This window comes from Cutibacterium sp. KBN10P07758 (assembly GCF_050286205.1).
Taxonomy (GTDB): domain Bacteria; phylum Actinomycetota; class Actinomycetes; order Propionibacteriales; family Propionibacteriaceae; genus Cutibacterium; species Cutibacterium acnes.
Genome location: NZ_JBNNQV010000001.1, coordinates 556,226 through 571,650, shown reverse-complemented (window position 1 = coordinate 571,650; position 15,425 = coordinate 556,226). Strand labels below are relative to the sequence as shown.

The 15,425-nt window shown below is 60.7% G+C and carries 17 protein-coding genes; 3 read left to right on the top strand and 14 right to left on the bottom strand.

Translation table 11 applies throughout. The features are described 5' to 3' along the window. Positions 1–15 precede the first annotated feature (15 nt). Both ACOYO3_RS02850 and ACOYO3_RS02845 read left to right on the top strand, forming a co-directional pair. Entirely contained in the window at positions 16–1,425 is a 1,410-nt protein-coding gene (locus ACOYO3_RS02850; protein WP_002525149.1) for a discoidin domain-containing protein, read from the top strand. Positions 1,426–1,760: 335 nt separating this feature from the next. After that, complete coding sequence (locus ACOYO3_RS02845) at positions 1,761–3,134, top strand: MFS transporter (protein ID WP_002520603.1); 1,374 nt, start codon at positions 1,761–1,763, stop codon at positions 3,132–3,134. Between the two features lie 15 nt (positions 3,135–3,149). Here ACOYO3_RS02845 and ACOYO3_RS02840 read toward each other — a convergent pair whose 3' ends face one another. The 12 genes from ACOYO3_RS02840 to secY all read right to left on the bottom strand — a co-directional run bounded on the left by ACOYO3_RS02840 (position 3,150) and on the right by secY (position 12,428). After that, on the bottom strand, positions 3,150–3,782 hold the full coding sequence (locus ACOYO3_RS02840; protein WP_002519640.1) for a hypothetical protein: 633 nt from the start codon (positions 3,780–3,782) through the stop codon (positions 3,150–3,152). After that, positions 3,782–4,999 carry a glycosyltransferase gene (locus tag ACOYO3_RS02835; protein ID WP_427305755.1) on the bottom strand — a complete coding sequence of 406 codons (1,218 nt, stop codon included), beginning with the start codon at positions 4,997–4,999 and terminating at the stop codon, positions 3,782–3,784. The genes ACOYO3_RS02840 and ACOYO3_RS02835 overlap by 1 nt, the downstream gene beginning before the upstream one ends. Before the next feature lie 109 nt (positions 5,000–5,108). Next, positions 5,109–5,645 carry a 50S ribosomal protein L17 gene (gene rplQ, locus ACOYO3_RS02830; protein ID WP_002517574.1) on the bottom strand — a complete coding sequence of 179 codons (537 nt, stop codon included), beginning with the start codon at positions 5,643–5,645 and terminating at the stop codon, positions 5,109–5,111. 301 nt (positions 5,646–5,946) lie between these two features. Next, a complete protein-coding gene (locus tag ACOYO3_RS02825) occupies positions 5,947–6,963 on the bottom strand; it encodes a DNA-directed RNA polymerase subunit alpha (RefSeq protein ID WP_002517587.1) in 1,017 nt (338 codons plus the stop codon). A 245-nt stretch (positions 6,964–7,208) separates the two neighbouring features. Continuing rightward, the gene (gene rpsD / locus ACOYO3_RS02820; RefSeq protein ID WP_002514832.1) at positions 7,209–7,814 is read right to left on the bottom strand and encodes a 30S ribosomal protein S4; all 606 of its coding nucleotides are present in this window, start codon (positions 7,812–7,814) and stop codon (positions 7,209–7,211) included. Between the two features lie 30 nt (positions 7,815–7,844). Next, positions 7,845–8,252 (bottom strand): 30S ribosomal protein S11, encoded by a 408-nt coding sequence (gene rpsK, locus ACOYO3_RS02815; RefSeq protein ID WP_002514833.1) that lies wholly within the window; start codon positions 8,250–8,252, stop codon positions 7,845–7,847. A gap of 71 nt (positions 8,253–8,323) precedes the next feature. Next, positions 8,324–8,695, bottom strand: coding sequence for a 30S ribosomal protein S13 (gene rpsM / locus ACOYO3_RS02810; protein ID WP_002514834.1), 372 nt, complete (start codon positions 8,693–8,695; stop codon positions 8,324–8,326). A gap of 378 nt (positions 8,696–9,073) precedes the next feature. Next, positions 9,074–9,187, bottom strand: coding sequence for a 50S ribosomal protein L36 (gene rpmJ / locus ACOYO3_RS02805; RefSeq protein ID WP_002514836.1), 114 nt, complete (start codon positions 9,185–9,187; stop codon positions 9,074–9,076). Between the two features lie 78 nt (positions 9,188–9,265). Next, positions 9,266–9,487 (bottom strand): translation initiation factor IF-1, encoded by a 222-nt coding sequence (infA, locus tag ACOYO3_RS02800; RefSeq protein ID WP_002514837.1) that lies wholly within the window; start codon positions 9,485–9,487, stop codon positions 9,266–9,268. A gap of 214 nt (positions 9,488–9,701) precedes the next feature. Then, positions 9,702–10,541: a type I methionyl aminopeptidase gene (gene map / locus ACOYO3_RS02795; RefSeq protein ID WP_002523458.1), complete on the bottom strand. Its 840-nt coding sequence runs from the start codon at positions 10,539–10,541 to the stop codon at positions 9,702–9,704. A 1-nt stretch (position 10,542) separates the two neighbouring features. Next, the gene (locus tag ACOYO3_RS02790) at positions 10,543–11,112 is read right to left on the bottom strand and encodes an adenylate kinase (RefSeq protein WP_002525150.1); all 570 of its coding nucleotides are present in this window, start codon (positions 11,110–11,112) and stop codon (positions 10,543–10,545) included. Then, a complete protein-coding gene (gene secY, locus ACOYO3_RS02785; RefSeq protein WP_002514840.1) occupies positions 11,109–12,428 on the bottom strand; it encodes a preprotein translocase subunit SecY in 1,320 nt (439 codons plus the stop codon). The genes ACOYO3_RS02790 and secY overlap by 4 nt, the downstream gene beginning before the upstream one ends. Before the next feature lie 169 nt (positions 12,429–12,597). Between secY and ACOYO3_RS02780 the strand changes: the two genes are divergently transcribed. Beyond that, complete coding sequence (locus tag ACOYO3_RS02780; protein WP_002517571.1) at positions 12,598–13,236, top strand: hypothetical protein; 639 nt, start codon at positions 12,598–12,600, stop codon at positions 13,234–13,236. Here the strand turns inward: ACOYO3_RS02780 and ACOYO3_RS02775 are convergent. Together ACOYO3_RS02775 and ACOYO3_RS02770 are read right to left on the bottom strand one after the other, a co-directional pair. After that, positions 13,226–14,584, bottom strand: a complete 1,359-nt coding sequence (locus ACOYO3_RS02775; protein ID WP_002545509.1) for an MFS transporter — start codon at positions 14,582–14,584, stop codon at positions 13,226–13,228. The two genes, ACOYO3_RS02780 and ACOYO3_RS02775, sit on opposite strands and share 11 nt — an antisense overlap. 79 nt (positions 14,585–14,663) lie before the next feature. Then, positions 14,664–15,410 (bottom strand): glycerophosphoryl diester phosphodiesterase, encoded by a 747-nt coding sequence (locus tag ACOYO3_RS02770; protein WP_009640054.1) that lies wholly within the window; start codon positions 15,408–15,410, stop codon positions 14,664–14,666. Positions 15,411–15,425: the final 15 nt, after the last annotated feature.

Genomic DNA, 15,425 nt, shown 5'->3' with positions numbered 1-15,425 from the left:
GACTTCCTCAACCGGATGGCCGACGACGGTGCACGCCTGCTGGCCATGCAGTCGAATTTCTACGACACCCCTGAGGTCACATGGGCCAGCGATGCTGCCGGGACCCCGAGCGTCACCGCGCCGGGTCGTCACGGCGAGGTCACCCTCGCAACCCTGGCAGCGCCGGGGACGAAGGCTTCCCCAGACGGTTCGTCGGTGACCGTCGATTCCACTGCGGACGCCGATGGCACGTCTGCCTCGACGATCAGTTCCCTCACTGCAAGCGTCGATCTGGGAGCCGAAGGTGGCGTCCAGAAGGTACGATTCGTCGATCAGCACCGCCGTGGCCTGCTGACCGCAGGTGGGCTGTATGACCTGCGCGTCTCACACGCCTGGAGCCACACCGGCACCTTTCCGATCACGGTGAAGCTGTCGGACGGCCGGGTCCTCGTCACCTCGGTGGCGGTTCGCGACGGAGCCCCGGCACAACCCACCGGCCCCGTCGTGGGCCCCTGCGACAAACCAACCGTCTCCTTCCCCTCCGGCAGCTCCGTCCGCGACGATTCTCGACTCGGCGTCTCGTTCACGCACCTAACACCGAACACTTGGGTCGACGTCCTCATCGACGGCACGAAGATCGGCACGGTGCACACGAACGCCAGCGGTTCGGGCACCCAGGACGTCCCCATCACCTATCAGACCCCCAGCGGAGCGCACCTGCTGCGCATCGCCGGACCCGACGGACGTTTCGTGGAGAAGGTGTTCACAGTCACGTCCAAGACGCCGCCCTTCCTCAACGCCATCACGAGCGGAGTCACCGCCAAGGCTTCCAGTGAGGCAAGCAATGAGACCGCTCCCAATGGCCGGGCATCGGCTGCCGTTGACGGTAATCCAAACACGTTCTGGCACTCCCGCTGGGAGGCACCCGTTGCGACCTATCCGCATACCTTGACGGTCGACCTCGGTCGCAAGTACGCATTGTCGGCGATGAGGTGGGTCTCCCGCCGGGGCAATCCCAACGGCCGAGTCAAGACTCTCGTCTTGGAGTTCTCGACCGACGGTTCCCATTGGACCGGCAGACAACCAGTCGCTCTGCCCTCCAGCTCTTACCCAACGATCGTCAGCCTTCCGAAACAGGCGGACGCACGGTATGTGCGAATCACGATGGCCTCACCTCAGGACGCCTCCCAGCCCTTCGCGGCGATCGGTGAGGTGACCTTCGCTGGCCTCGCAAACGGCCATGCCGATCAGCCCCGGCACGATCCGACGGCGCACACGTGGGCCCCGCCGGCTCACTGTCAGGTGACGCCCGAACCTTCTCCCACGGGGCGCCCCACCACGATACAACCCACCGCGACTCCCGCGAGCGGTTCCACAGCGACCCCGACCGGTACCGCTTCCCAGGCAAGTACGAGGCCCACGAGGCTTCCTGCGACGGGACGCTAAGGACAAGAGTTCCTTTCATGACGCACGCGCAACTAGATGTGTCCCCATGTGTCCGGAGTGCCCGCGCCCAGCCGCCCGCGACACTTCCGGGCTGAGACACGGTCTGGTCTTACGAGGGGCCCGTCACAGCGATGGGCCCCTCGTCGTGCATCCGGGACAGGATTCACATCACCCTCGAATCCCAGCGCCGCGACCCCCATGACCAGTACGGTGAACAGATGGGCCGGAAACCACAGTAACGGTCCTAGAACCACGGAAGGGCATATCGGTCGACCGACGGGTCCGCTCTACATTGCTTCGTGGTGCACTGTCCGCCACCGGAAGGGGCTGCCACAATGGCCGCCAACATCCCGCTTACGAACACCGCCAGTTTGACGCCCGACACGCAATTGGCGTCAGCACCAATCTCCCCCGAATCCAGACGTTTCCTGCGCCATGTCACAGCCGCCACCGCTTTCGGTGGCGGGCTCGACGGCTTCGACCTGGGCGTCATTAGCGTGGTCATCTTGCACATCAATCACGACCTCGAGCTCACCCCCGCTATGGAGGGGCTCGTCGGTGCCGCGAGCCTACTGGGCATCTTCATTGGTGCCCCACTCTTCGGCTTCCTCACCGATAAGTTCGGACGCCGCAGGATGTTCCTCGTCGACATTATTGCTTTCATCGTTATCGGCGTCGGGCAGGCTTTCGCGACGGGTGGAGTCTCCCTAGGGATCCTCAGATTCCTTTTAGGGATGGCCATCGGAGCCGAATACTCGATCGGAGCACCGATGCTTTCAGAGTTTGTTCCGGCCCGGGAGCGTGGATCGAAGCTGGCCTTCCTCGAACTATGCTGGCGCATCGGCTTCCTTATCGCTGTCCTATTGGGGTATGCGCTGCTGTGGTCTGGAGTGTCGTGGAAAGTCATCTTGGCCACTTCAGTAATCCCAGCCCTCATTGTGCTCGGGCTGCGAATCGGTCTTCCAGAATCCCCGCGCTGGTTGCTGCGTCACGGCCGTGAGGCCGAAGCACGTGAGATCGTCGAAAAGCACATGGGTCCGAAATACTTCGCCGCCGAACAGCTCAGCGACGAGTCGGTGGACGGGAAAGGCTACCGCAAGCTGTTCCGCAAGGGTCAACGGCGGCGCACGATCTTCGTCTGTATTTTCTGGACGTGCATCGTCACCCCGTATTTCGCGATCTTCACCTACGCTCCGAAAGTGCTGGAATCCCTCAACGTGAAGTCTCAAGCCGGCGGCACGATCCTCTCCAATACCATTGGCGTCGTTGGCGCGGTCGTCGGTCTGCTGGCGATCGATCGCATCGGCCGCCGACGTATGCTCATCGGGCCGTTCTGGATGCAGACCGCAGTCTTGTTGATTGTCGGGCTGTGGACCGACGCGCCGCCGTGGGTGCTGGTGGTGGGCTTGGCTCTTTTCGCCTTGGTCAACTCCTACAGCGACATTCTTACTGCGGTGTACCCTTCTGAAATCTTCGACACCGACATTCGATCCAGTGGCGTAGGGTTCGGGTCGGCAGTCAGCCGCATTGGTGCCTTCCTTGGCACCTACCTGCTGCCCATTGGCATCGGGACAATCGGGGTCAAGTGGTGCATGGTCATCGCGGCAGGTCTATGCGTCGTTGGCGCTGTGACCGGCCAGACGCTGGCACCTGAGACCATGAACCGGCCCCTGACGAAAACGGCAACCGGAGAGTTGTCACATGCCTGACCCTGGGCCCGGCGCTCAGGCTGACAGCCCAAATGGGCGGTACATCCAACTCTGGATGCCCGATCCCGTCAGCCAGGATTTCCAGACACTAGCAACAACGATCGGGGCCAGAGCGAGGGCGGTATCAATGCTATTGAGCCTGGTGCGATCGAGTACCTCGGTGACGGGGACGAAGGCGACGTTACCAGCGGTGTTACCGGGTCGTGACGCGCAGACGTCGAGCTCTTTTCCCTGGTGTATCACCCGGAGCCAGCTGTGTCCGGTGTGATACCACGGGTGGTGATCCAGACGGACCCGTGCTGCGTGGACTGGACGCACCTGAAACCCCAACTGCTCGAGTATCTTTCCCAGCACAATGTTGTACTGACCTGAATGGCCGTGCCCAGCCGCTAGCGAGGTCTCGGGGCTGAGCCAGAGGTGCCAACACGAGTAGTGGGTGTACATCCGGTGCACGAGTTGGGTTGCTTCATCGACAAGCTCCCAACCCGCCTTCCCGGACGCCCGGCACGCAGCAACGGCGTCGTCGACGGTGCGCACAGGTCGGCCAGCGGGGCCGTCAGGCATGGCCGGCTCAGGGCCGGGAGCCGCCAGGACGACGGGGGTGACGGCAGCCGCCACGCCGGCCAGCACGAGTGGGATCTTCCTCATCACTGCTCCTGGGAGTCGTCGGTTGGGGCGAGGGGGTCTTGGGGGTCCCGCCGCGCGTTGCGACGGTTCACGAGGCGCTGTTTCCAGTAGGGCTTGGCGTCGGGGCGTGCAGCAATCTCGGAATGGATCATGAGCATTGTCTTCACGCTGGCGTCCCAAGTGAACTGTTCAGCTCGGTGTCGCGCGGCGTCCCGCAGTTCTGGACCGAGCCTGGCCGCAAGGCGCTGGGTGGCGTCGGCTAGGCCCACGGCGTCGGGGCTGCCGGCCTCCCCGCTTGTCACATCGACGATCTCGTGGGCGCCACCCCGGTTCGCGGTGACGACCGGGGTGCCACAGGCGAGCGCCTCCAGGGAGGCTAATCCGAAGGTTTCTGCGGGACAGACCGACATCGAAATATCGGCTGCTGCAAAACGCCGGGCAACCTCGTCACGGCCCACGACGAACCCGTTGAAGAAGACCGGAGCGTCGCCGGCCTGCTGTTTCATGGCATCCGTGTCTGGGCCGACCCCGTACATGTCAAGGCGCAGTGGGACCCCGCGTCGATGCAATTCGAGAGCAGCAGCGACGGCCAGCTGGGGGCTCTTTTCGTGGCTCATCCGACCGACGTAGCACAGTCGTAAGATATCGTCAGGGCGCGGAGTTGGCAGTCCTGGTTCACGTTTGTTGGGGTTGAAGGTTTCTAGGTCGACGCCGAGGGGAACCTTGACGAGGCGGGCGCCGGTGTCGGCGAATTCACCCGCAGAGTAATCAGAAGTGACGACGACGACGTCGAAGGACTTGGAGAGACGACGATTGAGGGCACCAACGGCGGCTGCGACGCCGAACTGTCTGCGTACCCACATGGTGAGCATGTCGTCGAGACGTTCGTGACTAAATAGCACCGATCCGATGCCTCGACGTGAAGCCCAGCCGGCGGCCGGAGTGAGGGTCCACTTGTCAGAGGACTCAATGGAGGTGGGGCGGAAGCGGTCCAGGATGTCGAGGGCTCGCCACGGCGTAGCGATCATGCGGTAACCCGCAGAAACGCGCGGGGCTGCGATCTCGACGGTGATGCCGGATTCTGATTCGGTGATGCGGTCTTTAGGACCCGGTATTACCAGGATTCGCTCGTGACCGGCCGCAACGTACCCCTTTCCGAGAGCGTCGATGGCCACCTTCATGCCGCCGGACACCGGGCCGACAAAGTTGGCGAGCTGAGCGATACGAAGAGTGGTCACCTCTCTAGCCTATGCGGTGAATCTGAACCTCGATACTAGGGGTTGGCTCGGGACACAGGCATAATAAACGCCGGTCCTCACTAGTGAGGACCGGCGTTTTGAAGGAGGATCAGGCCTCAGGCTTCTCCTCGGCCTTCTCGTCAACCTCGGCGGCCTTCTGCTCGTCGGCCACGGGAGCCTGTGCAGCGGCGTCCTCGGCTGGGGCTTCGGGCTCGGCGTCCTTGGCCTCGGTAGCGGTGTTGATCTGCGCCTTGGCGTCAGCAGCGCTGGCCGGAGCCTTCGGAGCGACCTTGTCGCTGATGACCTCGATAACGGCCATGGGGGCGTTGTCACCCTTGCGGTTGCCGATGCGAGTGACGCGGGTGTAACCGCCGTCACGACCCTCCATGCGGGGGCCGATCTCGGTGAAGAGGATGTGCACGATGCCGCGGTCGGTGATCGTGCGGTTCACGAAACGACGGTTGGCAACAGTGTCGGTCTTAGCGCGGTTGATGAGCTTTTCGGCCAACGGGCGAACGCGCTTGGCTTTGGTGACGGTGGTCACGACGTGGCCATGTTCGAAGAGCTGGCTGGCCAGATTGCGCAGAATGATGCGCTCGTGAGCCGGGGAACCGCCAAGACGGGGACCCTTTGTGGGCTTCGGCATTCTTTTCTCCTTGTGTGTCGGTGTGGCGGGCAGGTGGACCCGCCGCAGTCCGGCTGAGGGAGGACGGGCGTCCTCCCCTCCCCTTTCCCGTCATGTGACAGATGGGGGTGTGGCCAGGGTCCACCCCCCTGGCCTCCCCTCCGAAGAGAGGAAAATCTTGAGTTGTCACGGTGTGGGGGTCTCCCCCGCGACCACCCCCACCAAGTCAACCCCAAACGCAACTAACAACACACTTGCGACTGCGAAAAAGGCCAACCCACGCGGGGGATGCAAGGGGGTCGCCCCCCTTGCACTTAATAAATCAGTACTGCTCAGTCTCCGCGTAATCGTCATCATTGGCCTCGTCGTAGGCCTCAGCTGCGGCGAGTGGGTCAAACCCCGGAGCCGAGTCTTTGAGGGCTAGGCCAAGCTCGGTGAGCTTTTCCTTGACTTCGTCGATCGACTTGGATCCGAAGTTACGGATGGCCAGCAGGTCCTGCTCAGACCGCGAGACGAGTTCTCCAACAGTATGGATGCCCTCACGCTTGAGGCAGTTGTAGGAACGAACGGTGAGGTTAAGCTCCTCGACCGGGGTGCCCAGGCTCTCGGCGTACTCCTCGTCGACTGGGCCAGAACCGATCTCGATGCCTTCAGCTTCAACGTTGAGCTCGCGGGTCAACCCGAACAGCTCAACGAGGGTCTTGCCAGCGGAGGCAATGGCGTCGCGAGGGAGGATGGACGGCTTGGTTTCGACGTCAACGACGAGCTTGTCGAAGTCCGTGCGCTGCTCGACCCGGGTGGCCTCAACCTTGTAGGTGACCTTGAGAACCGGGGAGTAGATCGAGTCGACGGCGATGCGTCCGATCTCGGCATTCGGATCGTCGTTGAGGGCGCTGGAGACGTAGCCGCGGCCACGTTCGACAATAAGTTCCATCTCGAAGCGGCCATCGTCGTTGAGGGTTGCGATGTGCAATTCCGGGTTGTGGATGGTCACACCGGCCGGCGGGTTAATGTCGGCAGCGGTGATCTCGCCGGCACCGGTCTTCCGCAGATACATGGCGACCGGCTCGTCCTCCTCCGAAGAGAGCACAAGGCCCTTGAGGTTCAGAATGATCTCGGTGACGTCCTCAACACAGCCCTCAATAGTGGAGAACTCGTGCTGGACTCCCTCGATCTTGATGCTCGTCACAGAGGCGCCCGGGATGGACGACAGCAGGGTGCGACGCAGCGAGTTGCCGATGGTGTATCCGAAGCCTGGCTCCAGAGGCTCGATGACGAACTTCGAGCGGAATTCGGAGATGGACTCTTCGGTGAGAGTGGGGCGCTGTGCAATGAGCATATTTTTCTACCTTTCGCGCCAACCGCTATATGAAGGCGCACAGGGGACACGTTGACGGGGATTCCCGCCGCGATATTCGGTTGTGAGGGTGGCGGCCGCGGCATCCGCGGACCGCCACATCGGGGGTTACCCCTCGCAATTCTCCCAGCAAATTCAGCCCAAAAACGCGACCACCACCATACAGGAAGTCACGAACTGGAATTGACCCGCCCGGGGGTTGCAAGGGGGTCGCCCCCCTGCGTAGATCACTTCGAGTAGAGCTCGACGATAGCCTGCTCGTTGACGTCAATGACGATCTGGTCACGGGTAGGCAACTGGTGAACGAGAATACGGCCCTTATTGGGACGAACCTCGAGCCATGCCGGGACGTCGCGAGTCTCGAAGGTCTCGCGAGCGATGACGATCGGGGGGAGGTCCTTGGACTTCTCGCGAACGTCGATGATGTCGTGGGTGCTCACCCGGTAGGAAGGAATGTTGACCTTCTTGCCATTGACCAGGAAGTGGCCGTGGCTGACCATCTGGCGAGCCTGACGACGGGTAGCAGCAAGTCCAGCGCGGTACACGACGTTGTCGAGACGCGACTCGAGGATCTGCAACAGGACGTCACCAGTCTTACCCTGGGCGCGGTCAGCCTCCTCGTAATAACGACGGAACTGCTTCTCCAGGACGCCGTAGGCGTAACGAGCCTTCTGCTTTTCACGCAGCTGCAGCGAGTACTCGGAGTCCTTGGTGCGACCGCGTCCGTGGACACCCGGGGGGTACGGACGACGCTCGAAGGACTTGTCGTTGCCGACAAGGTCAGTCCCGAGGCGACGGGACTTCTTGGTAAGGGGGCCGGTGTAACGGGCCATTGTGTATCAGTCCTTTGCTCTCGGAGTGGATCAGACGCGGCGGCGCTTCGGCGGGCGGCATCCGTTGTGCGGAACAGGGGTGACGTCGGAGATCGGGCCGATCTCCAAACCGACAGCCCCCAGGGAACGGATGGCGGTCTCACGACCGGAGCCGGGACCCTTAACGAAGACGTCAACGCGCTTCATGCCATGCTCCATGGCACGACGTCCAGCAGCCTCAGCGGCCATCTGAGCGGCGAACGGGGTGGACTTACGGGAGCCCTTGAAGCCGACAGTGCCGGCAGAGGCCCACGAGATCACTGCACCCGAGGGGTCAGTAATAGCGATGATGGTGTTGTTGAACGTGCTCTTGATGTGCGCCTGACCGGCGACGACGTTCTTCTTCTCCTTGCGGCGCACCTTGGTCTTGGGTGCACCCTTGTGGCCTGCAGTAGCCATGTGATGTCTCTCCTGAAATCAGTGTGATCTGCGCGTCGGTGACGGTTGGTGAGTGCCCTGTAGGCGATGACTCACTTGGCCTTCTTCTTGGCGACGGCCTTCCTCTTACCCTTGCGGGTACGGGCGTTGGTGCGGGTGCGCTGACCACGAACCGGGAGTCCGCTGCGGTGACGACGGCCCTGGTAGGTGCCAATCTCGATCTTGCGGCGGATGTCAGCAGCCACCTCACGGCGAAGGTCACCTTCGACGTGGTAGTTGGCCTCAATGTGGTCACGCAGTGCCACGAGCTGATCATCTGTCAGCTCGTGGACGCGCAGGTCACCGCTGATTCCGGTGGCCTTCAGGGTCTCGGTGGCGCGGGTGCGACCGATTCCGTAGATGTAGGTCAGGGCGACCTCGAGGCGCTTGTCGCGCGGCAGGTCGACTCCGATGAGGCGTGCCATGTGGCATCCCTTTCTTGTTCTTTCGACCCGATTGCTCGGGCCGCGAAGGTGTCCGACGTGGAGCGCCCTCGTCATTCCTGAGAACGATGGACAGTGTCTGACTGTCCGACGAGGCCCCGGCCTTCGTCCGGGGGTAGTAGCCCGAATCCGTGCTCGATGGGTTCGAGCGGGGTTCCGGGACGTGCTTCCACGGTGTCCCGAGCATTGCCCGGGAGGTCTGCACCAGCGTGTGCTAGCGGTGCGTTTATTTACTTGTGGAATTAATGTGTTCACCGCTCCCACCTGGATGATGGGCCTGACGGTGGACCTCAGGGGCCGAACCCCTGCATTCCTGCTGACCGTCGCGATGACGATCTGCGATCCCGTCGCGGCGTGGGCTCAGCCCTGACGCTGCTTGTGGCGCGGGTTATCGCAGATGACCATCACGCGGCCGTGGCGACGAATGACCTTGCACTTATCGCAGATCTTCTTGACGCTCGGCTGAACCTTCATGAGATTCTCTTTCGCGTAACGGCCCCCTGGTGGGAACCTGGGTGGTGCGCCGCTAAGCGCTTGGCAATGAGCCGCAGCTCACTTGTGGCGGTAGACGATCCGGCCGCGGGTGAGATCGTAGGGCGACAGCTCAACAACGACACGGTCCGACGGCAGGATTCGGATGTAGTGTTGACGCATCTTGCCGCTGATCGTGGCAAGAACGCGGTGCCCATTCTTGAGTTCGACGCGGAACATGGCGTTGGGCAAAGCTTCAACGACAGTTCCCTCCAGTTCGAGTGCTCCCTCTTTCTTGGCCATTACGTCCCATCTGTCCGCTACCCACACCCCCTGCGGGCGTGGTTGTGGCTCCGCACACACGAAGCCAGCAGTTGACGATACCTTCTCAACGTCGTCTCCCCAAATTGAAAGGAGCTAAAGGGCACCGGCAGTAACTCACACAGAGGGCACGCGTCCCGCCCGTAGTCCACAGTGCTGCCGGAACCCACGGCCCCGGCAGCACTACAGATCAACCTCAGTCAAGGGGCCCGAATGGCACTCCGCGCTTCTCGAGTTCGGCCTGACCGCCATCGGGCTCCGACAACACCCACAAACCTTTACTGGTTACGGCAACGGTGTTCTCCCAGTGGCTAGCCCACGAGCCGTCCACCGTGACAACAGTCCACTCGTCGTCCAGGGTCGCGGTGACCTCCGTGCCGAGGGTGGCCATCGGCTCGATGCACAGCACCATGCCCTCAACGATCTTCGGGCCACGTCCGGCCCGCCCCCAGTTGGGGACATCCGGATCCATGTGCATCTCGGTACCGATCCCGTGGCCGGTGTACTCACGAATAATGCCGTAGTCACCGTCATGGGATTCCAGGGATGCCTGCACCGCTGCGGAAATGTCGCCGATCCGGGCTCCAGGCGCGACCTTGGCGATACCGGCCCACATCGACTCACGGGTCACCTCGGATAAGGTCCGAGCCTCCTCGCTGACATCTCCCACGAGGACGGTCCGGGCAGCATCTCCATGCCACTCATCAACGATGGCGCCATAATCGATGGAGACGATGTCGCCGTCCTTGAGCTCCCGCTCGCCGGGGATGCCATGGACGATCGTCTCGTTAGGGCTCACACAGGCAACACCCGGATAGGGCGGCAGACCCCAGTCACCCCCGTAATTGAGGAAGTTTGACCTGGCGCCATGCTGCTCAAGGACGTCCCGACCGGCTCTATCGATGTCGGCGGTGGTGGCCCCGGGCACAGCGACCGCTCTCATGGCTTCCAACCCCTCAGCGACGACGAGGCCAGCCCGTCGCATCGTGCGAATCTGGTCGGGCGTCTTGATCTGGAATCGGTTGCGACCCAACACGTCAGTTCTTGGAATCGAGTGCGGCGAAAATGCGCTGACGCACCTCGTCGATCTCGCCGACTCCATCCACCGGGACAAGGATGCCGGCCGAACGGTAGTGCTCCAGCAGCGGCTCAGTCTGGGAGGAGTAGACCTTCATCCGGTTACGGATAGTTTCCTCGTTGTCGTCAGCACGTCCCTCAATCTCAGCACGCTTCAACAGACGCTGAGTGAGCAGCTCAGGATCGACGTCAAGGCTGATGACGGCGTCAAGCCGCTGGCCATGCTCCTTGAGGTAGGCGTCAAGGGCCTCGACCTGGTGCATATTGCGGGGGTACCCGTCGAGCAGGAAACCGTTGGCAGCATCGTCCTGATTGAGGCGATCAACAACGATCGCGTCGGTTAGCTCGTCGGGGACGAGGTCCCCGGCGTCCATGATGGCCTTGACCTTCTTGCCCAGCTCGGTGGCGTTCTTGATATTGGTACGGAACATATCGCCGGTAGAAATCGCGGGCACGCTGTAATGCTCGGCGATGGCGGTGGCCTGAGTCCCCTTGCCTGCTCCCGGGGCGCCCATGATCAGCAATCTCATGATGACAGGAATCCTTCGTAGTGTCGTTGCTGCAACTTGCTTTCGACCTGTTTAACGGTGTCCAGCGCCACACCCACGATGATGAGGATGCTCGTACCTCCGAAGGGGAAGTTCTGATTCGCATGGAGGGAAACGAATGCGAGCGTCGGGATCATCGAAATGAGGCCCAAGTACAAGGACCCAGGTGCCGTCAGCCTCGACAACACATAGGCCAAGTAGTCCTCGGTGGGCTTCCCGGCCCGGATGCCGGGAATAAACCCACCATACTTCTTCATGTTGTCACTCATTTCGACTGGGTCGAAAGTGATGGCCACGTAGAAGTAGCAGAAGAAGATAATGAGCAGAAAGTAGGCGATGTTGTACACCGGATGGTCACCACGCGTGAAGTAGTGACCGATCCACTTTGCCGCAGACGTCTGCGGCCGGAAAGTTGCGTAGAGCACCGGAAGGTACAGGATCGACGAGGCGAAGATGACCGGGATAACGCCGGACTGGTTTACCTTGAGCGGAATGTACGTCGTCGAGCCACCAAACATTCGGCGCCCCACCATCCGCTTGGCGTACTGCACCGGGATACGTCGCTGGCCTTGCTCGATGAACACGACCGCAGCCATGACGGCTAAACCAATCGCGATCACCATGCTGAAGATAAACCAGGCGTGAGCCTGACCGGCACCATTTCGAGCGACCTTGATAGACCACAGCGAGTCAGGGAAACGCGCCGCGATCTGGGTGAAAATCATGATCGACATACCGTTGCCGATACCGCGGTCGGTGATGAGCTCACCCATCCACATGACGATGGTCGTACCGGCCGTCATGGTCAGGATCATGACGACGACTTCGAAGACCGAGGTGGAGTAGACGACTGGCAAACTGCAGGTGAATAGACGACCGGAGGTGGCAAGCGTGACGAAGGCCGTTGCCTGCAACAGGCCAAGCACGAGAGTGAGGTAACGGGTGTACTGGGTAATCTTGTTCTGACCGGACGCGCCCTCCTTCTTGAGGGTTTCCAGCTTCGGAATCACGACCGTCAGCAGCTGCAGGATGATCGACGCAGTGATGTAGGGCATGATACCCAAAGCGAAGATCGCCAACTTCAGCAAGGCGCCACCGGAAAACAAGCTGATCATCGAATACAGACCGGCGGAGGAACCGGAGCTCGCCTGGGTGACACAGGTGTTGATGTTCGTCACATTGACGTTCGGAACGGGGATGACAGACCCGAGCCGGAACACCGCCAGGATGAACAACGTGAACAGGATCTTGCGGCGAAGATCCGGTGTTCGGAACGCATTGGCGAAGGCGGAAAGCATCCGGGCCCTCTCCCATCTCGTGGACTACTGACTATGCACATCCAACCCCCATGACGCGCTGCTGGCAAATGTCTGGGAGCATGGACGCAGCGGAGGTAGCCTATCAACTTACGAGGGCAATACCCACGCGCCGTTCATCGTTACTTATCCGACCCCCTTCTGGAGCGCCATGAGACCGCCGATCATCATCTCCTCGCACCGGGGACGGATCGGCGTCGGGGTCATCGTGGCGGTGATCATCGTGCTGACGATCCTGGACCTCATCAGGTCTGGCCTTGCTGGATTGACTAACTTACCCGCCCTACTGCTCTTCGTGTGGCTGGTGTGGATCATCTGGGGAGTAGCCGAGATTCGGATCGACGACGAGGGGGTAAATATCGTCAACCAATTCCGCATCTGGGACGTGCCCTGGCGTCGGATCACCGGAGTAACGGGACGTTGGGGCCTGTCACTCACCGCTGAGCGTCGTCCGGATGCCGAGGGAATGCGCAAGCCGAGGACGATCTCAGCGTGGGCCGCCCCGGCTCGGGGCACAGCAACCGCAATGAAGGGCAATGCCGACCACATCCCGCAGATCATCATCGACTCTGAGACACCCATGAGGTGGTCCCTCGACTCTCATTCGACAGCTCGTCTTATCGAGATGGAACGGATCGAGCGTCACCCATCTGGTGCGGTAGCTTCGGCTGAAGGGCACGAAGCGGCAGGCTCAGGCACGAAGTCCTACGACGGCGAGATCCACGTGCACCCCAATTGGATGACGATTTGCGTCACTGTAGTGCTCGTCGCGACCGTTATCATCGTCTGAGGCTCACCGTACTCGGTTCCGCGGGCGAGGTTGCGACATCACCAACAGCGTGAATACCAACCGCCTGACGATCACGCTTTTTGACGCGCATGTTCATCAGATCGAGTGCAAACGCACACATGGAACCACCCAGCGCCACCACAAGAGTAATCATAAAGATCTGGTGATACCCCACATAGGCATTTCCACGATGTTTTTCAATTATTCCTGCGGTAAGTGGGTTAGCCCAGAAGATCGAGGCATACGCCAAAAATGATCCCACCGCCATCGCAGACCCATTGACGTGCTCGGGAAGATTCAATTCAGCGACCGGCGCCAAGAGCACAGCCTTACCCATAAAGATACCGAACGCCATGACCATTAACAGGATCATCGCTGGCCACATCATCCCGTCACCAACTGGCAACAACCTCACCGCCAAAGTACCGATCGCAGTAATCAGCAACGCGATACCCATCATCCTGGTCGATGACTTAAACAGGTAGTCAGCGAGTACCCCGGCCACCAGCCCGGAAATGATCCCCAACAATCCAGTATTGAAGATACCAAAGGCGCCGGCCACAGCATCAGAAGCCTTGAATACCAACGAAAGGTAGGGCGCAGACGAGTAAATGAGGTTAACGTAGCACCAGTAAACGCACAACCCAGCCAAGCCCGCAAGCCACATCCGAGGCTTTATCAGCACTGCTACCAGACCCTTGAGCGCCTCCACATTCGCTGATTCTCCCTTGCCTGCGGTGTCACCCGCCACGGCATTCTTAGGGACCCGGCGCAGCAACGCGAAGATGAGTGGTACGAGAACGAGAGTGTAGGCGATCGCGAATCCGCGCATCACCGTCGTGGTATGACCAGACCAAAGCGCCAATGCACCAATTACCACGACATTCATGAGAAACTCAACACCGCGGCGAATTGACTCCAGCAGGCCCATTGCCAAGCCCCGACCCTTCTTGTCCGCATCTTGGGACATGAAGGCGACGCCATTGACCACAGCTGGCCACCCGATAGCGTCCCACACACCCCACGATGCCGCGATGACGATCATGACGTCGAAGGACAAGTTGGGGATGGAGAACAGAATGAGACCAGTGACGAAACGCCACGTACACCACGCGCACAAAATCGAACGAACAGTGAAACGGTTGTTGATCCAGCCGCCCGGCACATAGAGGAACATCGCAATGCCGAGCCACCCCATCAGGATGCCAAATTGGTCGATCCTGATTCCGAGGGTCTCCGTAAGAGGGACGATGAGTGACCCCTTGAAAGCCTCGAATGCCGAATAGGTCAGCTGGCCCGCCAGCACCACCGTGAGAAACGGCACCGCCCTCGCGCCTCGCAAAAACACTGGGAGCCGGCTATTTTTTCCCGATTCAGATACGCTCGGGTCAGCTAAGAGAACAGTTGTCTCCATGGTTTTCCACTTTTTAGTGTGCCGCGACAGTGCCGGCCAGCAGATCTGGGACGTCGGATATCACTCCATCGACTCCCCAATTGAACAATTGGTTCGCACGATCAGCCCGGTTGACCGTCCACGCATTGACTCGAAAACCAGCTTCCTTGAACTGCACAACACTCCGCTCGGTAAGTGCAGAATCCTCAGGGTGGATGTAAGTGGCTCCCACAAGCTCCAGCATGGAACGCCAATCGTCATAGAGCGCCGCCGTCTCATACAGACATGCCACGTCCCATTGCGGAGCCGCTTCCTTGAACTTGGATAACAGCACATGGTTGAACGAGCTCACAATCACCTGACGTCCAGGCTTGAGTCTTTCAAGCTCTGCGATCACGGAATCGCGTAACTGAAGCGAACTGCGAGCTCCCTCCTCGTTCGACTTGATTTCAATATTGGCGTTGACACCAGTCTCATTCATGAAGTCGATAAGGTCCGCTAACCGCGGCAGCGGCTCCCCGATGAACTGGGGCGAAAACCATCTGCCAGCGTCAATGGCAGGTAGATCCGAGGCGGTCAACTCATTATAACGACCGCGGCAATTCGTGGTTCGATCCAAGGAGCTATCGTGGATGAGTACCGCGGTACCGTCACCAATGATATCAACATCGGTCTCGATCCACTTGATACCAGCTTCCACAGCGGCTCGGAAAGCTGACATCGTATTCTCAGGCGCACGAGAACTCAATCCTCGGTGCGCAATAACTCGTTGAGTAGACATACAAGATTTCCTTGC